24 protein-coding genes are annotated in these 24,634 nt (G+C 42.9%); 2 read left to right on the forward strand and 22 right to left on the reverse strand.

Features of this window, described 5'->3' with window-relative positions; all coding sequences use genetic code 11:
* The 9 genes from G5B06_RS01900 to G5B06_RS01940 all read right to left on the reverse strand — a co-directional run bounded on the left by G5B06_RS01900 (position 1) and on the right by G5B06_RS01940 (position 10,475).
* On the reverse strand, positions 1-1,035 hold the full coding sequence (locus G5B06_RS01900) for a molybdopterin-binding protein (protein ID WP_173771194.1): 1,035 nt from the start codon (positions 1,033-1,035) through the stop codon (positions 1-3).
* A gap of 111 nt (positions 1,036-1,146) precedes the next feature.
* Complete coding sequence (locus G5B06_RS01905) at positions 1,147-2,343, reverse strand: D-alanyl-D-alanine carboxypeptidase family protein (protein ID WP_148447952.1); 1,197 nt, start codon at positions 2,341-2,343, stop codon at positions 1,147-1,149.
* Between the two features lie 122 nt (positions 2,344-2,465).
* A complete protein-coding gene (locus tag G5B06_RS01910) occupies positions 2,466-5,672 on the reverse strand; it encodes a SpaA isopeptide-forming pilin-related protein (RefSeq protein WP_173771196.1) in 3,207 nt (1,068 codons plus the stop codon).
* Positions 5,669-6,898 (reverse strand): hypothetical protein, encoded by a 1,230-nt coding sequence (locus G5B06_RS01915; protein WP_173771198.1) that lies wholly within the window; start codon positions 6,896-6,898, stop codon positions 5,669-5,671. Before G5B06_RS01915 ends, G5B06_RS01910 begins: the two co-directional genes overlap by 4 nt.
* Positions 6,882-7,478, reverse strand: a complete 597-nt coding sequence (locus tag G5B06_RS01920; protein WP_173771200.1) for a hypothetical protein — start codon at positions 7,476-7,478, stop codon at positions 6,882-6,884. Before G5B06_RS01920 ends, G5B06_RS01915 begins: the two co-directional genes overlap by 17 nt.
* The gene (locus G5B06_RS01925; RefSeq protein ID WP_148447960.1) at positions 7,475-8,122 is read right to left on the reverse strand and encodes a TasA family protein; all 648 of its coding nucleotides are present in this window, start codon (positions 8,120-8,122) and stop codon (positions 7,475-7,477) included. Before G5B06_RS01925 ends, G5B06_RS01920 begins: the two co-directional genes overlap by 4 nt.
* Entirely contained in the window at positions 8,109-8,609 is a 501-nt protein-coding gene (locus tag G5B06_RS01930; protein ID WP_173771202.1) for a signal peptidase I, read from the reverse strand. Before G5B06_RS01930 ends, G5B06_RS01925 begins: the two co-directional genes overlap by 14 nt.
* 337 nt (positions 8,610-8,946) lie before the next feature.
* A complete protein-coding gene (locus tag G5B06_RS01935; RefSeq protein ID WP_148447964.1) occupies positions 8,947-9,825 on the reverse strand; it encodes a M14 family zinc carboxypeptidase in 879 nt (292 codons plus the stop codon).
* A gap of 110 nt (positions 9,826-9,935) precedes the next feature.
* Positions 9,936-10,475 carry a hypothetical protein gene (locus G5B06_RS01940; protein WP_244094520.1) on the reverse strand — a complete coding sequence of 180 codons (540 nt, stop codon included), beginning with the start codon at positions 10,473-10,475 and terminating at the stop codon, positions 9,936-9,938.
* A 148-nt stretch (positions 10,476-10,623) separates the two neighbouring features.
* On the opposite strand from G5B06_RS01940, the gene G5B06_RS01945 reads away from it, so the two are divergent.
* On the forward strand, positions 10,624-11,466 hold the full coding sequence (locus tag G5B06_RS01945; RefSeq protein ID WP_148447966.1) for an ABC transporter ATP-binding protein: 843 nt from the start codon (positions 10,624-10,626) through the stop codon (positions 11,464-11,466).
* 41 nt (positions 11,467-11,507) lie between these two features.
* Positions 11,508-12,239 (forward strand): ABC transporter permease, encoded by a 732-nt coding sequence (locus G5B06_RS01950; protein ID WP_148447968.1) that lies wholly within the window; start codon positions 11,508-11,510, stop codon positions 12,237-12,239.
* Between the two features lie 102 nt (positions 12,240-12,341).
* On the opposite strand, the gene G5B06_RS01955 is transcribed toward G5B06_RS01950, so the two are convergent.
* From G5B06_RS01955 to G5B06_RS02015, 13 genes are all read right to left on the reverse strand, one after another.
* A complete protein-coding gene (locus tag G5B06_RS01955; protein ID WP_148447970.1) occupies positions 12,342-15,035 on the reverse strand; it encodes a hypothetical protein in 2,694 nt (897 codons plus the stop codon).
* Between the two features lie 119 nt (positions 15,036-15,154).
* Complete coding sequence (locus G5B06_RS01960) at positions 15,155-16,405, reverse strand: glutamate-5-semialdehyde dehydrogenase (RefSeq protein ID WP_173771224.1); 1,251 nt, start codon at positions 16,403-16,405, stop codon at positions 15,155-15,157.
* A gap of 50 nt (positions 16,406-16,455) precedes the next feature.
* The gene (locus tag G5B06_RS01965) at positions 16,456-17,016 is read right to left on the reverse strand and encodes a 5-formyltetrahydrofolate cyclo-ligase (RefSeq protein WP_173761713.1); all 561 of its coding nucleotides are present in this window, start codon (positions 17,014-17,016) and stop codon (positions 16,456-16,458) included.
* Positions 16,994-17,215, reverse strand: a complete 222-nt coding sequence (locus tag G5B06_RS01970; protein ID WP_148448053.1) for a DUF896 domain-containing protein — start codon at positions 17,213-17,215, stop codon at positions 16,994-16,996. The genes G5B06_RS01965 and G5B06_RS01970 overlap by 23 nt, the downstream gene beginning before the upstream one ends.
* Positions 17,216-17,234: 19 nt before the next feature.
* Positions 17,235-18,098 (reverse strand): glutamate 5-kinase, encoded by an 864-nt coding sequence (gene proB / locus G5B06_RS01975; RefSeq protein WP_148447976.1) that lies wholly within the window; start codon positions 18,096-18,098, stop codon positions 17,235-17,237.
* 28 nt (positions 18,099-18,126) lie between these two features.
* Positions 18,127-19,176, reverse strand: coding sequence for a DUF3048 domain-containing protein (locus tag G5B06_RS01980; RefSeq protein ID WP_243278970.1), 1,050 nt, complete (start codon positions 19,174-19,176; stop codon positions 18,127-18,129).
* 74 nt (positions 19,177-19,250) lie between these two features.
* Positions 19,251-19,745, reverse strand: a complete 495-nt coding sequence (ybeY, locus tag G5B06_RS01985) for an rRNA maturation RNase YbeY (protein WP_015524845.1) — start codon at positions 19,743-19,745, stop codon at positions 19,251-19,253.
* Positions 19,742-20,767 (reverse strand): PhoH family protein, encoded by a 1,026-nt coding sequence (locus G5B06_RS01990; protein ID WP_148447978.1) that lies wholly within the window; start codon positions 20,765-20,767, stop codon positions 19,742-19,744. Before G5B06_RS01990 ends, ybeY begins: the two co-directional genes overlap by 4 nt.
* Positions 20,760-21,965: a sporulation protein YqfD gene (locus G5B06_RS01995; protein WP_173771204.1), complete on the reverse strand. Its 1,206-nt coding sequence runs from the start codon at positions 21,963-21,965 to the stop codon at positions 20,760-20,762. The genes G5B06_RS01990 and G5B06_RS01995 overlap by 8 nt, the downstream gene beginning before the upstream one ends.
* Entirely contained in the window at positions 21,962-22,228 is a 267-nt protein-coding gene (locus G5B06_RS02000) for a YabP/YqfC family sporulation protein (RefSeq protein ID WP_021977755.1), read from the reverse strand. Before G5B06_RS02000 ends, G5B06_RS01995 begins: the two co-directional genes overlap by 4 nt.
* A 56-nt stretch (positions 22,229-22,284) precedes the next feature.
* The gene (locus G5B06_RS02005) at positions 22,285-22,827 is read right to left on the reverse strand and encodes a DUF2284 domain-containing protein (RefSeq protein WP_021977754.1); all 543 of its coding nucleotides are present in this window, start codon (positions 22,825-22,827) and stop codon (positions 22,285-22,287) included.
* Between the two features lie 2 nt (positions 22,828-22,829).
* The gene (locus G5B06_RS02010) at positions 22,830-23,792 is read right to left on the reverse strand and encodes a tRNA dihydrouridine synthase (protein WP_173761715.1); all 963 of its coding nucleotides are present in this window, start codon (positions 23,790-23,792) and stop codon (positions 22,830-22,832) included.
* On the reverse strand, positions 23,792-24,583 hold the full coding sequence (locus tag G5B06_RS02015) for an NYN domain-containing protein (RefSeq protein WP_173761716.1): 792 nt from the start codon (positions 24,581-24,583) through the stop codon (positions 23,792-23,794). The genes G5B06_RS02010 and G5B06_RS02015 overlap by 1 nt, the downstream gene beginning before the upstream one ends.
* Positions 24,584-24,634: the final 51 nt, after the last annotated feature.

Here is a 24,634-nt window from a genome sequence, read left to right on the forward strand (position 1 = left end):
CTATTTTCCAAATCCGCAATTGGGGAATGTACATACCGGACAGTTCAGGCACAGTCCGCCTTCTCCCAGTGACGCAATTTCCTCTGCCTTTATTTCATCATCCGCCATCACCCTTGGCAAAACCAGGTCAAACACTGTTCTCTTTGCATACATAACACATCCTGGAAGTCCAAGAACAGGTATGGTCTTTTCATTTCTTTTAAGATATGAAACCAGAAGCATTGCCCCCGGAAGTACCGGTGCTCCGTACGTCACAATTTCGGCTCCTGTATCACGAATTCCTCCAGGTGTACGGTCATCCGGATCCACACTCATCCCACCAGTACAGACAATCAGGTCCGCTCCCCTGTCCGCAAAAGAAAGAATTTCCGCTGTAATCTGTTCTTTATCATCTCCTGGCATTACCTGACCCAGAATCTCTGTTGGAAACTCGGAAAGCTTTTCTTCTAATACTGGAGTAAAAGTGTCCTGTATCAGCCCCTTTTTAATTTCGCTTCCAGTTGTGACAATTCCCACTTTCTTTTTCTGATAGGGCAGAATATCAAAAATCGGCGTTTCTCCTGCTGCTGCCTTTGCAGCATCCATTTTTTCTTTTTCAATTACAAGCGGAATAATTCTGGTTCCTGCAATTTTTTCTTCTTTTTTTACCGGAAAATCCCCATGCCTGGATGCAATCATCATCTCTCCCAGAGAATTCACTGCCATAAGTGCTTTTCGGCGAATTTTCAGAACACCGTCTATTTTTGATATTACTTCAATCTTACCCTCTTTAATATCAGTTCCATGTACTTTGGAAGAATTTCCCGCACAGATCTTATAAAGAATCTCCGCCGCTTCATTTTCATGAAGAATTCCCTCTTTTTTCTCCCACACAAAAAGGTGTTCTTTTCCTACAGAGAGCAGAAGTGGAATATCTTCTTCTTTTACTACATGCCCTTTTTTGAAAAGAACGCCTTTTTTTTCATCTTTTATGATCTGCGTGATATCATGGCATAAAATATGTCCTACCGCATCTTCTGTTCTGATTTCTTTCATCCAAAATCCCTTCTCTGCGCTGTTATTTCTTCAATCTGTTATATTATACATCCTGAGATACCTCTTTGTCAAAATATGTGTGTCAGCAAGGTGTCTATTCACAACAAATTTTCACAGCAAAACTGCCTGCACGGTCCGCTTCAGCCAGTCATAATATCCTGCTCTTTTTACGGTTTCCCCATACAGAATATCAATGCTCCCTAGCTTTTTTCCATCCTGATAATATTCCTGTTCTCCGGCTTTTTCTCCTTTTATCACCGGAGCAGTATGTTCTTTCGGAAGAATCACTTTCTTTTTTACATGATCTGGTTTTGTTCCATCTGTGCTGAGATATCGAAATTTATTTTTGTATACAAGCGTCACCTCCTGTTTTACTCCTCTTCGAATTTTCTGGGGTTTTAATGGTTCCAGCGCCTCATCCAGATATAAGGTACATTTTGAAAAGCCATAATTCAAAAGTGCCGCTGCATCCCGGAATCTTGTTTTGGGATCCGGTGCCGCCATCACAGCTGCAATCAATGTAATCCCATTTTTCTCTGCCACCGCACTGAGACAGTATTTTGCGAGACTGGTACTTCCTGTTTTCAGCCCCTTGCAGCCATCATAACTACGTAACAGTTTATTGGTGTTCGTCAATGTAAATGTGGAAGAACCTTTTCTGGTAACATGAGTGATATCCTCCATCCATACGGATGAATATGTAAGGATCTCCGGATATCGAAAAATCAGTTCCCGGCTCATGAGCGCAATATCGTAAGGGGTTGTATAATGTTCTTCCGATTCTGTCAGTCCGCAGCAATCCACAAAGTGGGTATTTTTCATCCCCAGCCCTTTTGCCCTCTCATTCATCTGCTCTACAAAAGCCTGCTCCGTTCCCGCAAGATGTTCGGCCATAGCCACGCTGGCATCATTTCCGGAAGCTATCACAATGCACTTGATCATGGTTTCCGCTTTCTGGGTTTCCCCTTCTTCCAGAAAAACCTGGGAGCCTCCCATGGATTTTGCATAAGCACTGGTTGTTATGGTATCCTCCAGATGCAGTTTTCCGCTCTGTATTGCATCAAAAATCAGAATTAATGTCATAATTTTCGTAATACTGGCCGGACTTCTTCTGGTATCCGGATCTTTTGAGTAAATCACAGTTCCCGTTTCTTTTTCCATCAGTACAGCTCCTGGTGCCTCCACAAGATCCTGCTGTACTTTTTCCTGATTTTCTGTGATTTCTCCCCATGTTTTCTGCGGAGCAAAAACAAAACAAAAAATCATAATCCAGACCAAAATATTTCTTCGAACTTTTCTGATGTCCATAGACCCACTCCTGACCTGTTTCTCTCTGTTCTATTGTAAAAAGTTTTTCTCTGAAATATACCTGAAATCCCAAAACAGACCGGAAAGGACAGAATCTGCTTTCTGTCTTCCGGTCTGTTTTATCAGGAAAATAACAACGGGATTGTGTTTTTTATACAGTCCGTATGAGAAAATTTGTCGTATCTGGCTTTTTCATTTAAAAAAGTAAGCGCTGCGTCCGGTTTTTCCACCGTTAATGCTGCAGTTCCCACTGCTGTCTCCTTTGGATCTTTTCCATAAGCCGCTTCTGCTTTTTTTGTGATCCGTACATTTTCTGTATCTGCCCACACATCTTTCAGATAATATCTGAGAACTGGTTTCTCCCAGATTGTATACTGTCCCAGCGGAATATTTCGAAGTGTAACAGAAACTGTTGCATAGCCGTTACCATCTGTTTCATAGTTATCCGGCACAAAAGTCACATAATCCTCATAACGATGAGCAGCTCCCGACAGATCGGTTCCCTCTGCTACAAAGAAAAAGGTCGGATTTCCATGAGCCCATGTAATATCATTTTCTTTTATTTTTTTGGTTACAGTTATTGTTCCCAGTGGTAATATCATTGGGGTATTTTCTGCCTGAAGCAGAATTTCGTCTATATCCGTATCCGCTTTTTTCTGAAAAACAACATCTTTTTCATATTTTCCTGTATAATTTGCAGGATTTCTGGTTTCTATAATCCGGAACTTTCCAAGATTTTCATCTGTGATCATCAAAGCCTCCGTATAATAATAGCCGTCTTCTCTATCATATTTCAAAAGTCTTTTTTCACCCAGATTATCTTCATAAAATCCTTTCCTACGGTTCCACTGATATACGGTAAACTCCGCATCTTCCAGAGATTTTCCTGTATAAACATCTGTTTTTTTCAGACGTATCCGGCCTTTATACTCCGGCAATGGTCTGTTGGTTACATGAAATGCAAGACTTTCATTTTTGTCTGTGATATCAATTTCCTGTTCCCAGCTACCCTCATAGCCCGTCGGAATTTTGGTTTCCACAATTTTAAATTTTCCATTATTGTCCGAAGTTACCAGAAGTTCCTCACTGACATAAATCTGACTTTCTTCTTCATATTTCAGTACAATCCCTTCTGCCTTGTAACCATTTTGAGAAATACTGTACTCATACAGTGTAAACTGTGCATCTTTCAGAACATCCCCCGTATTTTCGTCTGTTTTCCGAATTTCTATCCTGCGTTTATCTGCCTGATAATTCAGAACTTCAAAGGAATATTTTTTATGCGTACCGGGTTCTGTAAGCTGAAAATCTTTCTGCCAGTTTCCTGTATAATTTGCGGGAGCTTTTGTTTCACGAATCCTGAATTTTCCCTGATTGTCTTCTGTATAAAAAAATTCTCCCGACTCATATACCCGATTCTGGCTGTTGTATGTAAGGAGCGTTCCTGTCTTTCCATAACTTCCGGTCTTTTTGCTCCACTCATACAACGTAAATTCCGCACCGGCAAGAGGATCACCAGTATCTCCGTCTTTTTTTGTAATAACTGCCGTTCCGCTTATATTCATAATATCTGTCACTGCAACAGATGCTGTCTTACTAGCAGTTACCGTAACATTTTTTATTACTGTGCTCAGTACATAACCAGAAGGGGCTTTTATCTCCTTTACATAATACTGTCCCGGCGGCAATTTCAGATATGTGATTTCTCCATTCTGATCCGTAATTCCGGTTTCAATTCTCTGATCTTTTTTGTACATAACACGATAACCAGATTTCACATCCTCCCCTGCATAGATTGCGTATTTGGCATTTGCAACTTTTTTTCCTGTATTTGCTTCTGTTTTTACCAGTTTGACACTTCCATATGTAGAAGGTTTTACCGTAAAATCAACCTTTCCTCTTGTCCCCTGGTATACATATGCCCCAAAATCCTGCATTCCGTCTTTTCCGGACTGTGCTTTTCCATCTACAAGAATATATGATACCGGCTGGAGCAGCATTTTACATGAAAATTTTCTGGATGCTGTCGTATTCAGAGGAAAAATCAGATACAAATACGCACCTTCTTTTAAACTAAGACTGGTTCCTGTCATCATTTTGGGGCTGGTTCTCTGGGAATTATACTCTGACGCGCTTGTCCAGTAAGCCAGCTGCCATTTTTCTGTGGAATTCCTGGTTATGGTAATCCCGTTCCCGGCCTTTGCACCATCGGTAACTCTCATAAGGTTGCTCATCTGAAAGCCGTCTTTCATGCTGTCCGGTATATAAGGAAGTGTATCCGGCCTGGAACGGTACACGCTCAAAGGAACCGTCTGTCCTACTGCAGACACCCATCCGTTTTCACCTTTCACAGACACAGATGCCTTGTTTCTCGCAGGGATTGTCAGTGTTTTTATCTTGTCGATGAGGCGGTTAATTCCCACATGTTCCACTTCCGCTTCTGTTGCATATCCACGGTCATTGAAATAAGCTATGGAAAGGGCGATATGTGTAAAAACATATCGGTTTTGCCATTTTGACCAGCTTATATGGCTGCAGGATGGATCATACCCCGTTCCAAGATCTCCGGGACCACCATATCCAAAGTAAAGAAGCTTTTGAATCACAGCATTTTTCAATACTTTAACTGCTTCATCTTTCAGCATGGTACTATCCATACCATCTTTGGTTGCCTTCAGGCAGTACAGCGGAGAAACTTTTTCTGTTCCTGTATCATCAATATAATGTACCGAACGATAAGTACATCCCATACGAGTTTTGTTTCCGTTTCCTATAAAATCATTTGCCTCTGTCCAAACCTCATCACAATAAACTCTCGTCCAGACATCCAGATAATACTGTGAAGGGTCTAAGGCTGTGGTGGAAAGGTTTTCTTCATCAGAAGCAGACACTGTAACACTTTCTGATCCTGTAAAACTTTCCGGAAGTGCCGGAGAAAGTGCAAAAACTTCTCCGTTTTCAATTTCCTGAATCAGCTGATCAGCTTCTTCGCTGTCACCTGTCAGTATTTCCGCGTTCTCCTCAGAAAACAAAGTAAATTCAGGCTCTTCCTCCACATCTGTTTCCTCATCATAAGAAAAAATCTCTTCATCCAGAACACTTTCTGATCCTGTCCCTTCCGAAAACTCTTCCTCCACATCTGTATTGCCGGAATCTGTCTCAACATTTTCCTGACTGTTTTGATCTTCATCTTCTTCCAGAAACATGCTTTCTGAATGTTCTGCCGCTTCATTTTCCAGAGCACTTCCCATTGTGGAACTGTCTGACACTGCAAGGGAGGAAGCCAGAATCAGCAGTGACATCACAGCCCCTGTCATTCTTTTTTTCAAATTTTTCTTCCTCCTTTCCTAAGCACCAGAATTGCTGTAAAAAACGCTGTACTTCCTATAAACAGGAAAAACAGAATTCCGGTCTCGTCTCCGGTTTTTACAGGAGCTGACTTTTCTGAGGAAATGTTTTTTTGTGAATCACCTCTGTCAGACTTTTCTTTTTTTTCAGTCTGTCCGGGCGTTGGAGATAAAATTGTGTTTTCTTTTTCTTCTTCATTTACAGAAAAAATCCATTTTACATCTCCGTCACGAAGAGCATATGTATTATCAAGTTCTTTGGGAACTGTAACCTGAAATTTCATGCTTTCTCCTTTTCCGGACTTAATTTTTCCGAGCGAAACCGGCTTATTTAAGGATGCTGCAAGAAGATCACCCGAATACAGTTTCTTTTCACCTACGGATATTTCCAGTTTCAATTTTTTCAGAAATTCCTGGTCCTTCACAGATTTACACTCCGGTGCTGTTCGAAAATAGATCTCTGCTGTATGTTCCGTAGTATTTCGTATTTCTACGGAATCCTCAAATACATCTCCTGGCATAGCTGCGGAAAATCCGGCAAAAAAATCCTCCGGCGCCGCAATCAGTTTATGTGCATTTCCCTCAAATTCCACATTCAATTTTACCGGTTTCTTTTTTTGTACAATCCGTCCACTGGTATCATGAATACATCTTAATATTTTCTGATTTCCCCATGGAGTCATATCTTTAAAATCCGGCGAAAAGTTTGCCGCCTGCACGGCATCTGCAACAATTGTAATTCCCAGTTTCTTTTCCTGATATGGCTGCTCCCATTCTTCCGGAACCGAAATCCCTGTAAAAACGTCTATGCTGTCTCCCTGTTCAAGTTTTCTGGTGCAGTAAAAATATTTTCCTTTTTTTATCCAGTATTTTGACATGCCGGTAAGATTACTGTCGTCAAGCCCTTTCCTGTTTTCCAGATTATCTGTATATGTAATCTTTACCCTTATCCAGCAGGGCTCCGACTGATTGGTAATTCTTGGGATTTTGGATATTTTATCTCCGGGAAGGATTGTTTTATTATCCTGATAGACAATTTCTCTGCCATTCTTTTTCTCCAGTTCTTTTAATGAGATATTGATATCTCCCGTGGAGATATGATTGGTTACCGTTACAGAATCTGAAAATTTTCCGTAGGCAACAGCACAGACTGCGATACTCCCAGCTGCAAACATTCCCGCAAGCAGAACTTTAAGAACTCTTTTCAACCATTCCTCCCCTTTCTGCATTTCCAGATATCGGATTATCAAAATATCTCCATGCACTTTTAAAATCCTCAAATCCTTCTGCCTGTACAGATTCTTCGTATATATTGATTGCAAAATCTGAAAGACTATTTTTATATGTATCATCAATTTTTGCTGAATCAATCCGAAAACCTGTACATAAGGGCGTCGTCTTTTCTCCTTCCGCAACCACATTACGGTAGTAATAATAGCCATCCTCATTGCTGTACACCCAGTTTACTGTATCCATTCCCAGAATTTCTACTCCTCTTCCTATATCATCATCAGAGTAGGAAACCATCATCCTTACATAACAGTCTGCGTTAAATCCTTTTTCACTGCTGGAAAAATTTCCTGTCCAGATTTCTTTTCTGTAAGATGGATTATTCTCCATTGGTGTGGGGGTAGGGTCCGGAAAATTTTCTTCAATTTCTGTTGTCACAGTTCCCACAGCAACTTCATTTATCCTATTATCGGAATCCGAAAAATATGCCGCTGTCCCTGCTGCACAGATAGTTCCGGCTATAAAAAGAAACAGCACCGGATTTTTCAGCTTTCTCATTTAGTGACACCACCAGCCTGTCCTTTGTTCTGATTTACATATTTCTGATAAGCAGCTTTGGCCTGTTCCAGAACAGTTGTACTGCCGTCTCCTGTATTGGTAGCCTGAATTGCATAGGCTCTTACAGGCATATCCAACTGCTGCATATCCAGCTGCCCTTCAATAATATTGGCAAATGTTACAGTGTCAAACAGTGTTGTTGTTTTTTCCCCGGGATTCAGAATATGATTATAGGCATATGTATACACCATATTCTGTCCGATTTCTTTTCTCTCCATCTGTGTCCAGTCACTGTTCTTGGAATAACTGAACAACTCCGTTTTTTCCAGATTATTTCTGGTTCCATCTGCGGCTGCGGTAATGATTTCTCTCACAGGAACAGATACTTCCAGGTATACAAAAGCTTCATTTACTCCTTTGTTTTCCACATAAGGATCTTTTTTGATTACCTGAGTAGGTACAATCTTGGTGTTTTCTTCCGGTTTCCATCCAGGTTCTTCCAAAGCAATATCTACTTTTCCTACGGTAAAACTGTTGGTAGCAGTTTCAAAATCTGTAAGATAAGCCGCAGTTCCTCCTGCTGCCAGTGCTGCGATCATTGCTCCAAGTGCGATTCCTTTTACCATTTTTTTATTTTTCATCATAATTTAATCCTCCAGATATTTCTTTTTTAATTTTTTTAGGGGTATATGCCAGATCAGAGATCACTGACAGACCTGCCGCAATACATACGGCAGCAAACGGAATCCGGGCTTTCAGAAAATAAAGTACATAGCCCAGATAAGGCAGGCAAAAGACTACCCGCCCGATAATCTGCGACTCTTCCACAGGGACAGGGTCCGCAGTTTTGTTCGCATCACCTTTTGTGATCCAGGTACCGTTTTGTTTCTTTACCACTCTGTGCGTGATAACGGTATCCCTGTTGCGAAACGTAATAATATCTCCTTTTTCAGGAGATAACTTCTCCACCTTTGTGAAAACAACAGCTCCTGTTTGGATTTCCGGCTCCATGGAACCGGAATAGACCACATATGGCCGAATTCCAAAAAGACCTGGAAAGAGAAGAATGAATGCAGTCACAAACATTATTCCCAGAGCCGTGTTAAAAATACAGCGAAAAAATTTTTTCATGATAATGACTTCCATTTTTACGGAAAAAGAGTATCTTGATTTCTGCCCGTCTCCAAATGGTGGCGATCTGCTCCCAACATAGCAGTACATAAAAAATCCTCTTTCTTTTTCAAATACAGATAATAAATGGTTACTTAATAATAAATCAGGAATTTTATGGAACGGAACCGTTCCGGAATGTCCGCCTGGTAAAGACGGTATAGAAAATTTAAAAGATCTTTTTCAGATGTTGTCATTATAAAACTTGTTTCAGGAGAAGTCAATGAAATTCGTCCGACAGAATTCGACATTCCCCAAATCCGCCGCAAACTGTGAGATCTGTTTGCGGCGGATTTCTTTATTGTGTAAGAGAATAAATATATTCTAATGGAAGCAGCATCAGTTCCTGTATTTCCATTTTCTCCTCTTCCCGGTTTTTCCCTGTAACAGGAATTTCGATCCGGAATGCCGGCTGATGAATAATCTCTCCATAAAACTGTTCCGGTCTTCCAGTACTTCTTTTTTCATTCTCTGTATGAAACCGCTCCAATTTTCCATCTGTGCATTTCTTCAAATGTCTGGCAAGACGATGACATCGTGGTCCTGTGGAAAATTTCTGGTCCTGTCGATAATACACAATTTTTTTCCCTGATCCGCAAAAAACAAGCAGCCCTCTGCCTCCATATTCCTGAAAAATCCTTATCAAAGCTCTGGTTTCATTTTCACTTGCCGGCTGCTGATGAATCTTTTTTCTGCTGCTGAAACTGGTTGGGAAATTTAAAACCGGATTCATTCCTCTTGCATTGCACACAAACTCATCACATGGAATATCCTGCATTTTTAACATTTGACGGAAAATTGGATTCCGCACAGCACCATATCCTCTGCGACAGATTTCATAACCATCCGGATTTACTACCGGAATGATACATAACCTTGTCGTATCCAGAAGTTTTTTTACTTCATAAAACTCCTTTACCATCCAACCACATTCGTAATTCCTGCAAAGTTCCATTGTCACCTCTGTTAGCCTGTCCGACATCATCCAATCTACACCCGAAAAACCGGCCACACAAAAAATGCAGGTATCTCCTGTTCCTATTTCCAGCATGGGAATCATTCTGTCGTCATGGCTTTTTCCAATTACACGAAATTGTGTAAAAGTTTTATATCGCTGTGACAATTCCCATAGCTGATAATAAATGCTCTCGTAGGTTTTCTCCTGTATCATATCCATTTTCTTTCCTCCGATCCATAAAGCCGCAGTTGGATATTTTTTCTTTTTTCCATTTCCGTACTGCCATTCTATTATCTATGTATGCGGAAACACATAAAAAAAGAACCGGCTCAGCACCGATTCCTTTTATTTACGAAATAATTCAATATTCCTCCACCGACAATAATTATCAATGCAACTGCAACCACTCTTTTTGCAGCTTCCTGGGGCAGCTGTCCTTTTGATCCGATGGAATCTTCATAAAAAGTCAGCGTATAATTAATCTCATGAGGTGCTCCCATCGCCAGCGTATCCGCAATTACTTCCATTTTATCATCCAGCACCGTGATCGGTACTGTAAAAACAGAATTTCTGCCTTCTTCGCTTTCATTGAGAAATTTCTCACCATCTACAATCATATAATCATAATTGGAACTGCTCCACTGAAGCTCTGCATACATTCTGCCATCTTTCACCAGCATCAGTGTCGGTGAAGAGACACTGGCTTTACCACTTCCGCCTTCCAGATCTACCTGTATGGAATATTCTCCATTCGTAAGATCTGTTTTCACTCCGCTTATCCCTTCTGCCGCCAGTATCTGTGCCGGACATAACAGCATCACCGCCAGCATCACAAGCGTCAGCATTCTTATTCCTGTTCTGTATTTCATCTCTCATTCCATCTCCCATAAGTCATTTTGTACAACTATATCACACCGGCTGTTTTCTGTAAAGAACCCACCAGGGTTGTTGAAATATCCTTTTCTTTCAAGTATAATAGAGAGAAATTTGTATACAAACGAAAGGAAATGAACAGAGATGATCGAAACCAAAAATCTCACCAAAAAATTCGACAATTTCACTGCTGTGGATTCTCTGAATCTTCGTATAGAAACCGGCGAATTTTTTGGACTTCTGGGCCCCAACGGTGCAGGAAAAACCACTACGATCAGTCTGCTTTCCACTTTGCTTCTGCCCACGGAAGGAGAAATCCAGATTGACGGGCAGACACTTGGACGCAACCGACCGGATCTGAAACGCAAAATCAGTGTCATCACGCAGGAGTATTCCATGCGTCAGGACATGAACATGGATGAAATTATGGAATATCAGGGCCGTCTGTATTTTATGCCCCGGAAGGAAATCAAGGCAAAAACCGAGGAACTTCTTGATTTCTGCGGGCTTCTTCCTTTCCGGAAACGAACGGTGCGTAAACTTTCCGGTGGTATGAAACGTAAACTTATGGTATGCCGCGCACTTCTCACCAGCCCGGAAATTCTTCTTCTTGATGAACCGACTGCAGGAATGGATGCCCTTTCCAGACGACAGATGTGGAATCTTCTTCGTCAGCTTAACGGGAAAAATCTCACAATCCTTCTTACTACCCACTATATGGAGGAAGCCCAGTCTCTCTGCAACCGGGTTGCTCTTATGGACCATGGCAAACTGGAAGAAATTAATACTCCATCCGGTCTGATCGAAAGTCTTGGAAAATATACCGTTGATCAGGAAACTTCTTCGGGAGCCAAAAGCCATTATTTCCATAGCAGAGAAGAAGCTATTACATTCCTGTCCGCTCTGGACGGACAGTGCACACTTCGCGAAACAACTCTGGAAGATGTTTTTGTGGAACGGGCAGGCAGACATCTGATGCAACGATAACATACTTATATACAATTTAATAGAATGGACGATGAATTATCATGGGTATACTTACTATTTTATGGGAAAAATGGGTCGAATTTCGAAGAGATTTCTATAAGATCACACTGGCTGCCATGATTGCACCTCTGATGTATCTTATTGTCTTTGGGATGGGAATTCAGACTTCTTCGCACGGAGAACCTTATCTGAACTTTCTGATCCCCGGTGTGGTTTCACTGACTACCATGAACGGAAGTTTCAATGCAATTGCACAGAATCTGAATGTGCAACGTCTGTATGAAAAAGCCTTTGATCAGGTTATGATCTCACCTACACCTCTCTGGCAGTTTATTGCCGGACAGATTATCGGCGGCAGCCTTCGTGGACTTTATGCAGGTGGCATTATTCTTCTTCTGACTATGCCTATCGGAACAGGCCTTGTATTTAACGGATGGTCTTTTCTGGTAATGTTCCTGAATGGAGCTGTCTTTTCCGCTATTGGAGTGGTCGTTTCCTTCCTTGCAAAAAACCATGCTGATGTACCACGTTTTTCCAACTATATCATTATGCCAATGGCATTTTTATGTAATACTTTCTTTTCTACGGAAAAGATTCCGGGAATTCTTGGAAACTTTGTGGCAGCACTTCCCCTGTCACAGACCAGCCATTTAATCCGGACTATCGCTTCCGGAGGAGCCGTCAATTACCTCAGTATTCTGATACTGTTTGTTTATCTTGCTGCTTTCAGTGTGGCAGCATCCTGGTTTATCTATAAGAAAAAAAATCTGTAAAAAACATTTGCATTCATTTCATAAAAAATCACCGGTTTCCCTGAAATACAAGAAACCGGTGATTTTCTTTTATCTTTTTATGCTATTCTGGCTATTGTGCAATCAATTCTCTTTTTTTCTTCTTCTGACAAGTACATAACCTCCTGCAAGAAGGGATGCGCCTGCAAGTGCAGCCATGGTTCCAATCGGTGAATTATCTGCTGTGGATACTGCATTTCTGGAGCTGGTTCCATCACCATTGGCAGAAGTTGCGGATGCCTCTCCTGTTACCGTTGCATCCGGATCAGAACCGGTCTGTCCGCCGCTTCCATCTGTTCCGTCTGCTCCCGGAGTTCCGGATGGCGTCAGTGTTGCGGATTTAAACTGGTATACTGCGGATTCTACCGTATCCATTGCGTTCCACTGGCCACCTGTATAAATATATTTCTGGAAGAAGATATACAGATTATAAGTAGCCTCTTTATTGATTCCGGATGTGGAACCAATCTTCCATGCAGTATGCTGCTGTTTGGAAGTTGGATTTGCAACCGTGCTCCAGTAAATCGGAACCCATTTTACATCTCCCTCATTAGGATTCTCGTTAGTTGTTCCTGCACCGATAACAGTAAACTCATAGAATGTATTCGGATAGAACTGTAATGCATCGTCAAGTCCCTGTACGACACTTTCTTTGACATCCGGTACATAGGCATCCGGCACATTTGTCGGAGACGGAGTCGGAATCGCCGGTCTGCTGCTTTCAGATAACGTAATCTTAAAGGATTTCGCAGTTTTTACAACGCCGTTAATGGTCGGCTGTAACAAAATGTCATTTCCTTTGGAATCTTTTGCTGTAATATACAGCTCAATTTCTTTATCTGGAAGATTATTCAGCTCAATGGCAAAAGACTTATCCTTTTTCATGCTTACTTTTCCACTTCCGCCATCTTTATTGGAGTCTTTTTCCTTCCAGGTATAATTACAGGTACCATCTGCTCCGATAATCAGATTAACAGTTGCAGAAGAGTGATCTCTCCAGCTGAAGCCTGTCCAGCGAAGGGACGCTTTTGTCTGCGTTTCTGCCTTCGGACGTCTGGACTCATTCAATTTTATCTGCTTGGAAACTTCCTGTCCGTCATTGTCTACAAACCATACCCACAGATCAATGGCGCTGTTTGCATCAAGATTTTCCAGAGTAACTTTGAAATTACCAGCCTTGCTGACAGAAACTTTATTCTTCTTATCGTTCTTGGCTGAAGCATTACGTTTCACCCATTTATAATAGCAGGTACCGGCCTTGGTGGAATTCAGTGTTACAGTTACATGTGTACGGCTTGCCCATTTGGAGGTAACTGCCTTAATCACCGGTTTGACTACCGGATCTGCTGCTTTTGTGATGGTTGTCTTTGCAGGTTCTGCGTTTACTGCACCATCATCCGTTTTTACCCATACATACAGATCAATGGCACTGTCTGTAAGATTATCAAGTTTAATTGTGGCTGTTCCATTGGCATCCACGTGTCCGCCTTCGGTACTGTTCTCAATAGATGGAGCTGCCGCGCCCTTCTTGACATACGCATAACAGTATGTACCTGCCTTATCAGAACTGATGGTTGCCGTTGCAGTGGCTGCACCGCTCTTCCACTCTGTCGCTGTAATCTGAACAGTCGGTCTGTTGGAAACCAGTTTTCCTTCGGAATCGACTTTATAGTTCTTATCTCCCTCATACTGGGATGCCAGAATTGTAAGTGCACTGGCAAAATCACTGTCTGATACATCGTCTGCTTTTGCAACTGCCACATAATTCTCAGCCACATTTTCAACAGAAAAACCAATCTGTGGGGAGGTAAGCGCTCCACTTACAACGATCTTTCCATCGGTACCTGCCAGAACAATGTTCGCCGGAGTCTGTCCGTCTGTCATTGTATTTCCGGTAACAGCAGGCTCTGTATCCGCTGCTCCGTCACCTTTTTTTACAAAGATGGAACCAGTGCTGTAAATGGCACCTTTATCAGATTTATTGCCTGTAATGGTACCACCTGTAATCTGAACAATTCCGCCTTCATTGAAAACAGCCGCACCAGATGCGGAAGTTGTATTATTGATAAGTTTGATTCCTGTTGTCATGGAAAACTTCGCACCGGCAGCTACATGAATCAGGGAGCCTGCCACCTGTGTCGAATCTCCAACAGATCCATCAACAGAAAGAGTTCCTGCACTTTCGGTTTCTGTTGCGTCTTTTTTTGCCATATAAAGGGCACCATTTACAGCAAAAAGATCACCGGCAAATCCATCTGCACGATTAATCTGGGCATTCTCATCTGCACCTAAAATCACAATTCCCTTTCCTGCCGGAACTGTAATTGTATTGGTAATCGAAATGGTCCCGCTGACAACAATTTTGGTAAGGTCTGCTTCAGCAGCGTTATTTGGATCTTCCAGATTGGCTGCAGAATTAATGGCAGCAACCAGTCCGGCTTCGTCTGTAACAACATTTCCTTCCGCAGCTGTCTGCTCCTGCTGAACTTCTTCCTGGGTCTGTGCAGCTTCTTCCACTGCGGCCTGCTCTTCCGCCTGGGCCTGTTCCTCCGAAGCGGTCTGCTCGCCGGCATCACTCTGTGCCTGTGTATCTTCTGAAGGAGTTTCTTCTGCAGCCTGTTCTCCTGCATCTGCTCCTTCTGCAGCTTCTGTATTATCATCTGCAGTCTGCTGTGCTTCCGTAACTGCTGTATCTTCAGCAGCAAAGGCAGCGGCCGGTGCCATTCCCACTGTCATGGAACCGGCAAGCAGAACTGCAAAAAGTTGCTTTTTTTTCATTTATATGTCCTCCTGTTTGAGTTAGTCTCTCTCTCAACCCCCAGTTAACTGGGAAAAGTATAGCACAACACTTCAAAAAAGTAAAGCGGACGCAACAATCCGCTTCACTCTATGTATTCTTATGGACGCACCTGTCCATTACCATATACGATATATTTGGTTGTTGTCAGTGCCAGCAGTCCCATAGGTCCTCTGGCATGAAGTTTCTGTGTACTGATTCCAATTTCAGCCCCAAATCCGAACTCATTTCCATCTGTGAATCTGGTAGATGCATTGACATAGACAGCTGCCGCATCTACCTCGTCCAGGAATTTCTGTGCATGAGTATAATCATTGGTAATGATCGCCTCTGAATGTTTCGTATTATATTTATTGATATGAGCAATGGCTTCTTCCACGGAATCCACCACTTTTACGGAAAGAATATAATCCAGATATTCCGTTCCCCAGTCCTCTTCCGTTGCAGGAACAGCTCCAGGCATCAGGGCACCGGCTGCCTCATCTGCGCGGACTTCCACGTGTTTCTCATCCAGACGTTTTGCCAGTACCGGCAGGAAAGCATCTTTCACTTTTCGGTTTACAAGAAGGGATTCACATGCATTGCAGACTCCCACACGCTGTGTTTTTGCATTGATGACAATATCTGCTGCCATGGAAAGATCTGCTGTCTCGTCCACATAAATATGACAGTTACCAGTTCCTGTCTCAATTACCGGAATTGTGCTCTGGTTTACAACAACCTTGATCAGCCCTCTCCCACCTCGTGGAATCAACACATCCACATACTGATTCATTTTCATAAATTCCGCAGCTGTCTCTCTGGAAGTATCTTCGATCAGCTGAATTGCGTTTTCTGTAATGCCACAATCTTTTACTGCCTCACGGATACATTTTACAATTGCAGTATTGGAATGAATGGCATCACTTCCACCTTTCAGAATCACAACATTTCCGGTCTTAAAACAAAGTCCAAACGCATCAGAAGTTACATTCGGCCTGGCTTCATAGATAATTCCAATTACCCCTAACGGAACACGTTTCTGTCCAATAAGAAGTCCGTTGGGACGTTTTTTCATACCGGTTACTTCTCCAATAGGATCTTCAAGACCTGTAAGCTGGCGAAGTCCGTCCGCCATTCCCTCAATACGCTCCGGTGTCAGCATCAGACGGTCAATCAGACCTTCCGGCATCTGGTTCTTTTTTCCATTTTCCACATCCAGCGCATTGGCTTTGAGAATTTCTTCTGTATGATTTACCAGAGCTGATGCTACAGCCTCAAGAGTTTTGTTTTTGTCGTTTGTAGAAAGATTTCGAAGGACAGTTTCTGCATCTTTTGCATTTTGTCCCAGTTTTTCAAGCATTTCATTCATTTCCAAATATTCCTGCCTTTCTTTCTGTTCATATCAATTCTATGTCCATCTTACTGAATATCCCGGTATACTTGTTCTTCCGTGACAATAACCTGCGGACGGATATCCGTTGGTTCTGTAGGTACTTCCGGAAGCATCTGGAAAGAAAATCCAACCGCAACCCGCTGAATCTTCGGATGTTTTTCCAGAAAACGGTCATAAAAACCGCCGCCATAACCTACACGGTTACAGTTCACATCAAAAGCCACCCCTGGCATGACCATCATTGCCTCTTCCCAGGAAACAACCTGTCCGTCTTCTCTCGGCTCCGGAATACCAAAATAACCGGCTTCCAGCTGAGAAAAATCCGTCAGCCTGTAAAATATCATGTCTTTCCCGAAAACTTTAGGTACCGCAACTTCTTTTCCGTCTTTCCAGGCCTGCTCGATAATATAACGGGTAATTACTTCATGGTTATAATCCGCATAGGCCATAATACGATCTGCGTTTCTGTATTCCGGAAGCTGTGTCAGAGTTTCCGTAATTTTGCGGCTTTTTTCTTGAATCCAAGCATCCTCATGCTCTTTTCTGGCTTTAAATATTTTTTTTCTAATTTCCTTTTTTTCTTCCATATTTTTCTCCCAGGTTGGTAATGCTGCCATCCTTTTCCCTGATATCAATGTTATTCAGATGCGCCCGGAGATTTCCTTTCACCGCATCCAGATATTCTCTGCGAAGTTTTGCCTGTTCCACTTTCTCTTCTTCTGTAAGGCCCACACTCTTCTGTTTGTGTGCCAGTGCATTAATTCTGTCAATTTTGATATTATCCATCATAATATTTCTGTTCTCCTTAAAGCAGTTTCTCAATATAATCAATGAGGAAAAATTCCTCTTTCTTGTTTCCTACAAACAAAGTTCCGCAGTTTTTCCCTTCCATAATTCTGTGGATATTATGAAAATCATTTCCGTTTGCGATTACCATATCCGCACCTGCTGCTGTCGCAATAATTGCAGCGGTAAGTTTGGTTGCCATGCCACCGGTTCCCACGTTACTTCCTGTAGAAGATTTTCCAAGCTTACGCATATTGTCATCCATGTTCTCCACAATATCAATAAACTCCGCATCCGGGTTGGAATTGGGATCATCGGTAAAAAGTCCGTCAATATCAGACATCAGAATCAGAAGATCCGCACCGATCAGCGCCGCAACCACGGAAGAAAGTGTGTCATTATCTCCGAATTTTACCAGATTCTGGAATTCGTAGGAGGATACCGAGTCATTTTCATTTACAATGGGAATGACTCCTTCTGCCAGCAGCTGATTGAATGTATTCTGTGCATTCCGGCGATTGGTGTTATTGACCATGGTATTTTTTGTCATAAGGATCTGCGCTACCATCTGGTTGTATTCTCCAAAAAGCTTCTGATATATGGTCATCAGCCTTGCCTGTCCTACCGCCGCACATGCCTGTTTCTTTTCCAGTTCTGCAGGCTTGCCTTTCATCCCAAGGGCCGCAGCTCCTACAGCAATGGCACCGGAGGATACCAGAACCACATCCTTCCCCTGGTTGTGAAGATCGCTGAGTTCTCTTGCAAGAATTTCCAGTTTACGGAAATCCAGTCTTCCTGTTTCTGAATGGATCAGTGATGAAGATCCAATCTTGATTACAATACGTTTCTTGTCTTTCAGACGTTCCCTGTAGTTTGCATTCATGTTTCTGTTTCTCCTGATAGCTGTATATTTACTGATAAGTGACGGAATCTATCCGGTCATTCTGTATAATCTCCACCCAGGTAGTTCCCGGATTCAGACGGATCTCCTGTTCATTTCCATCATAATAATGTGTGATTCCCCACGGGGAATCTTTTTCCCAGCGGATATCCATAGCTTTTCCTCTGGTAATATATTTTCCCTCGCCACCGGAAATGGCATCAATATTCAGATAACCATTGCCGTCATATGCCGGGCAGGAAGAATACTGAAGGATAATATTATCACAGGTGAGCTGTTCATTATCCAGCTGGTCCACATGCTCTTTTCCATACTGGAAACGGCGGTATTCTCCGGATTCTGCATCATATTCATACCACGGATGATTATCTGTGAAATTATCAAGTTTTACAATTGCCGCAGTAATTCCATCCGGAACTGTTTCCGTTCCATCTTCCGCAAATAGATAATGGCCGGTATAGTCTTCCTTATATTCCTGACTGTATCCCATGGCATCAATTCCTGCCTGAAGATGAGCTGCATCGGTATAGGCATTGTGGGGGGCTTTTCTGTCTGTTGTTCGGAAAAACGCCAGATTTCCCATCTGAATCCCGTTAAGATTGTCAATTACGTGCTGCTCCAGATAAGGCAGTGCATAGGCTGCCTGTCCATAATGTGCATAAATTGCCTGAAATTCATTGGCATAAAAGAGATAATAATCGCGACAGCTACGCACGGAGCCAATCCGTTCCAGCTCATCGTAATCTTCGAGAATTCCCATAAGACGGGTAATATTTCCTTCCACAGGTGCTTCATATACTACACCTGCGTGTCCGATTCCACTCTGTGGCGCACCGGAAATGTTATTTCCCATCATTACGGCAACAGGTCTCCGACGTCCAATGCTCTCGGGAACACTCTCGCCTGTAAGATAACTCTTTACCTGCGTTTCCGTCTGGTTTCCCTCACTGGGGACAAAACCAACCAGATCCTGCTGTGCCCCAAATGCCGGAACACTCTGGGCAATACAGATGCATGTTGCCATGATACCTGCCAGAATACCTGTCTTTTTCATTCTCATATATTACCTCCTTTTCTTCAGGCGGAAAAAATTTTCCGCTTTCCTTCTCTCTTATACCGGTTTACCCGGCATTTTTAACGGTTAATCCCAAGCTCTTTAAGTGCCGCAGCCTGTTTGGCTTCCATAACTTTCGCCTCATCTTCTGTCATATGGTCATATCCCAGAAGATGCAGCATGCTGTGTGCAACCAGAAAACAGAATTCCCTCGTTACACTGTGTCCGTATTCTTCTGCCTGTGCAAAAACCTTGGGCACGGAAATCATAATATCTCCAAGCAGAAGTTCGTCACTGTCCAGATCAAAATACGATTCATCCTCTTCCACCACAGAATAATCTGCCGGAGTTTCGAAAGGGATCATCGGAAAAGACAATACATCGGTAGGTGCCTGAATATTCCGGAATTCTGTGTTTACTCTCTTGATCTCCTCATTATCTGTGAGAACCAGATTGACCTGTCCATCATAAGGACATTTCTCCATTTCCAGAACTTTATCCGCAACCTGGGATGCAAGGGCAGCATAATCGATCCCGAGTTCCTGGTCTGTTTCATATTCGATATTTATGGTCATCTTCTGTACTCCTTATTCTTCACAGCATACCTGTCATCCTTCCGGGACTTGGCAGGTTTCTGTTTTTTCTCATAATCATCATAGGCCTGCACGATCTGCTGTACAAGAGGATGACGCACAACATCCTTGCTGGTCAGCTGGCAGAACCCGATATCATCAATCTTCTTCAGAACCTTCATGGCCACATCAAGGCCTGACGCCGCATCTTTCGGAAGGTCTTTCTGGGAAGCATCGCCTGTGATGATAACCTTGGACCCAAAACCGATTCGTGTCAGGAACATCTTCATCTGTGCAGGAGTGGTATTCTGTGCTTCATCCAGAATGATAAATGCATTATCCAGAGTACGACCTCGCATATAGGCAAGAGGAGCAACCTCGATCAGGCCTTTTTCCATATTTTTTGCAAAGCTGTCTGCCCCCATGATCTGATAAAGTGCATCATACAGGGGACGAAGATACGGATCGACCTTACTCTGGAGATCTCCCGGAAGAAATCCCAGTTTCTCGCCGGCTTCAATGGCAGGTCTGGTAAGAATAATCCTGGAAACTTCTTCATTGCGGAATGCGGTTACTGCCATAGCCATGGCAAGATATGTCTTACCGGTTCCTGCAGGCCCCACACCGAACACGATCATCTTCTTACGGATCTGTTCCACATAATCCTTCTGTCCAAGTGTCTTGGGTTTAATTGGTCTCCCCTGTATGGTATTACAGATAAAGTCCTTGTCGATCTCTTCCATCACGGAACCGATCTTCTCCATTGCAAGGGAAAGTGCGTAATTCACATTCTGCTGTGTAATGGTATTGCCTCTGCCTGCAAGAGTATTCAGCTCTTCCACGATCGCTCTCGCCTGTGTGGCTCCCTCCTGGCTTCCCAGGATCTTCAGAGAGCCATCCCGGAAAATCATCGTTACATTCAGAGTACGTTCGATCAGCTTCAGATGCTCGTCAAACTGTCCGAAAATATTCGCCTGGCGGTCTGCCGGCACATCCACATATAATTCGATAATGCTGCTAGCCATCCTCTGGTGTCCTTTCTTTCGGCTGCGTCTTTCTTTCTGTAGACCCTTCCTTTCCTGTCTTTTCTATGACAGTAAGGGAACCTCTGCTGACGCAGTCCTGATGTTTTATTTCTATTTTAACATTATTTTCAGATATTTGAACCCCTTTTTCTATTAATTTTTCTTCATAAATATAAAGCCTCTGAATGGCCTGTTTTTTTGCGGCCTTTTCTGTCAGTTTTTCTTTTCTGATCTCATATTTTCTGGTGGTGATGATTCCCGCGGAAATGGGGAGTCGAAAATTTTCAGAAGGTACAAACGGATATTCACAGATCAGACGATCCTCATTCTTCTTCGCAGCAGGAGACAGATCCAGGATCCAGTTTTTATTTCGGATAAAAAATCTCCTTTTTTCTTTTTCCCTGTAAACTTTTTTCTCTATAGTAAGTGGAAATGTATCATAATAATCAATGGTATAGCGTACATAAACATCTGCATCTGCCTGAACATACTCATAACGGACTACCTCCTGACTGTCATCTGTAATGTTGACAATACCGGAAATCAGTTCCTGTCCCTTTTTTACTTCTTCACCACTCTTGATCAGGGGAGTGCCCTGTCGTGTGACCACAGACTCTACAATTCCATCCACAGTTGAAAAAAGGCTGCAGGCAGCTTTTGATGTTTCTTCAGATAATTTCGTATCGCCTTCCCGGATTTCAAAACTCAGCCTGGTCCCGGAAAGTTTTGCCGATACCCAGGTAATTTCCGGAAACTCCCGCCGCATCTCTTCTGCCAGTGCATTGCAGTGGATCTTCTTTTTGAATACTCCACAACAGATGCCTTTTTCTTCCAGAAAGTCTACCAACTGTGGCGTAGGATTTAAAATATTCCCCTCTATATGAATGTTCCAGACCCTCCCGGACAGAAAAAAAAGGACTCCGATCACAGTCAGAACTCCTGCCGGCAGGAGTTTATTCCGTCTGCACGCCAGCAGAAAAAAAACAGGTCCTCTTTTTTTCAGGATATGAATATGTACACCCGTTTTCCTCCGAAGAGGACCGATCAGAAAAAAATCTTTCACCCGCATTGTCAGCAGAAGTTCTTTTTCTCCTGTCTGAACGATTCTCCTGAACATTATCCCACGGCTTTTGCACAGATTCAGGAACCGTTCACGCTGTTCGCCTGTAACGGACAGTCTTACAAAACCAGGAATCATTTTTTCTTTCCCTCCTCAAGCAGAATGCTTTCGATCCGTCCGCAGACACACATTTCAAATGCTGTATAACAGGAAATTTCCAGGCGTTTTCCATGGATCACAAGTCTGCCGGACGGAGTCAGAATTATGATCTCCTCTCTTGTATAGCGCTGAAGATTCCTGTAATTTTCAACGATCGCCCGGCGTTTTCCGGTAAGGATCACCTGTGTTTCACGAAACGCCGGTTCCACCGGCAGATCCAGAAACTCCGACATTTTTTTCATAAAAAAATCCTCCGGCATTTATCATTAATCTATGCCAGAGGATTTCTTCATATGTATTATTTGCGGATCAGAACCATGGAAAACCAGAGAATGGTATTTCCCCCCAGATTATATTCCATCTGTTCCCGTTCCACGATCTCATTTACCACGACACCATAGCTTTCCAGACAGGGATGCATATGTTCCGGAAAACGGCAGGGTTTTCCATCCAGATACGCACATCGTTTACAGTAATCACAGGATTCCGTGGAAAGAGTAAAGGTCTCATATCCTTCTCCCTCCAGAAAATCCCGGACTTTTTCTGTAAGATCTTCGTGTGCCATTCGTGTGGAAAGCATCTCTTCCATATTCATCATGTCCGATACTTCCGCCACACTGGAAAAAAAGATTGCCTGGGGAAAACTGTGAATCTTTTTCTCACATTCCGGAAGTTCTCCTACTGCCGGGGGACAGGCCCAGGTGCTGCCATAGCGCTCACATTCCTGTTTGCAGATTGTCCGTACACGTTCCTGCACTTTGATATCAGCTGTGTCCAGCAGACGATACTCAAAAATCGGATACTGGGCAATAAAATCTTCGAATTTTTCTTTTATATCCATACTTACAAAATCTCCTGTTCTCCAAAAAGGCTCATAACTGCCGCCTCATAGTCACCCAAATGCTGGGATTTTTTGATCTTTTTGAGGTATTTTGCGTAATTGGTAAATCCCGGTGCCATATAGTTCCACAGTTCTTTCATACGAAAAAGCACATTTCGTTCTCCGGAAAGGTACTCCTGATACTCCCGATAAAGACAGTCATGGAACTGGCGCATTTTCTGCTTATACTGAGACTGACGGTCTTCTTTTTTCATTCTGGTTCCGCACATAATTTCATCCAGAAGGTAAGGCCTTGCAATGATCCCCCGTCCGTACATGAAGCTGTCCGCATCCGGAAATTTTTCCTGGATTTCCTGATAAGCTTCCACGGAAAAAATATCTCCGTTATAGCCCAGCGGAACTTTGATTTTTCTCTGTGCCTCTTCGTATAATCCATACCGCGGAGTTCCCTTATAATGGTCCTTCAGAAGGCGTGGATGGATGATCAGCTCCTTTATTGGATATTTGCTGTAAATTTCAAGAAGTCTTTCCCAGTCTTCCTCGTAATCGGTGCCCACGCGCGTCTTAATGGAAATCTCCATCCCTGTGTTAGCAAAGATCTCGTCCAGAAAACGGTCAAGCTTTTCCGGTTCTCCCAAAAATCCGGCCCCTTTTCCCTTGGCTGTTACGGTTCCTGAAGGACATCCAAGATTTAAGTTCACTTCTTTATGGCCATATTCATCCCGAAAAATATGTGCGGTTTTGACAAAGTCTTCCGCATTATTGGTCAGGATCTGGGGAACCACCGGAAGCTTTCCGTTTGTGTCAGGGGACACTTCTTTAATTTCCTTGCTGCTGAGTCTCTTGTTTGGCTTGGCGGTAATAAAGGGGGTAAAATATTTATCCATGGGATAAAAGCATTCATGATATGCATTGCGGTAAACCCAGTTGGTAACACCTTCCATGGGTGCCATATAATTCTTCATTACCGTTCCTCCTTCATACGGAAATAAATCTGTTTCCTTCCGCCACTGCCGGTAGGAATCCTGCCGGTTTCATAACTGCCCAGGGATTTGATAAACGGAGTCAGCTTGGAATACCCGTAATTACGCACATCAAAATCCGGAAGACGTTTTCCCAGCTGATCGCCCAGCTGTCCGGAAGACAGCCAGCCTTCCTCGTCAGAAAATTTCTCGATGATGGCATTAATGGTTTTCCGTACTTTTTTTAAGTCTTTATTTTTCTTTGAACCGGAACTGTTCTGTTTATTATTACTGCTTCCTGCTTTCTTTGCCTCCGCCGCAGTTTCCAGATCTTCTTTTTTCTCTTCTTCCTGCTGATTGCGGTAAAGAAGATCCAGATATTTAAACTGATTACATGCGGAAATAAAAGGTTTGGGCGTCTTTTCCTCGCCCATGCCCAGCACCAGCATTCCGGATTCCCGGAGCCTTGCTGCCAGCCTGGTAAAATCACTGTCCGAAGAAACAATACAATATCCGTCCACATTTCCGGAATAGAGAATATCCATGGCATCAATGATCATGGCCGAATCCGTGGCGTTTTTTCCCGTAGTATAGCTGTACTGCTGAATGGGAATGATAGAATCCTCCAGAAGAACATTTTTCCAGGAAGAAAGCCTGGCACTGGTCCAGTCTCCATAGATCCGTTTATAGGTAGCGATGCCAATGTTCGCCACCTCGTCCACAATGATCTTGATATATTTGTCTGATACATTATCAGCATCGATCAGTATTGCAATTCTTAATTCATTGTCCATAAATCCAACCTTTTCTTTGTCAAGCGGATAAAAGCATCCGCATTCGGTTAA

The organism is Blautia luti (assembly GCF_013304735.1).
Classification (GTDB): Bacteria; Bacillota; Clostridia; order Lachnospirales; family Lachnospiraceae; genus Blautia_A.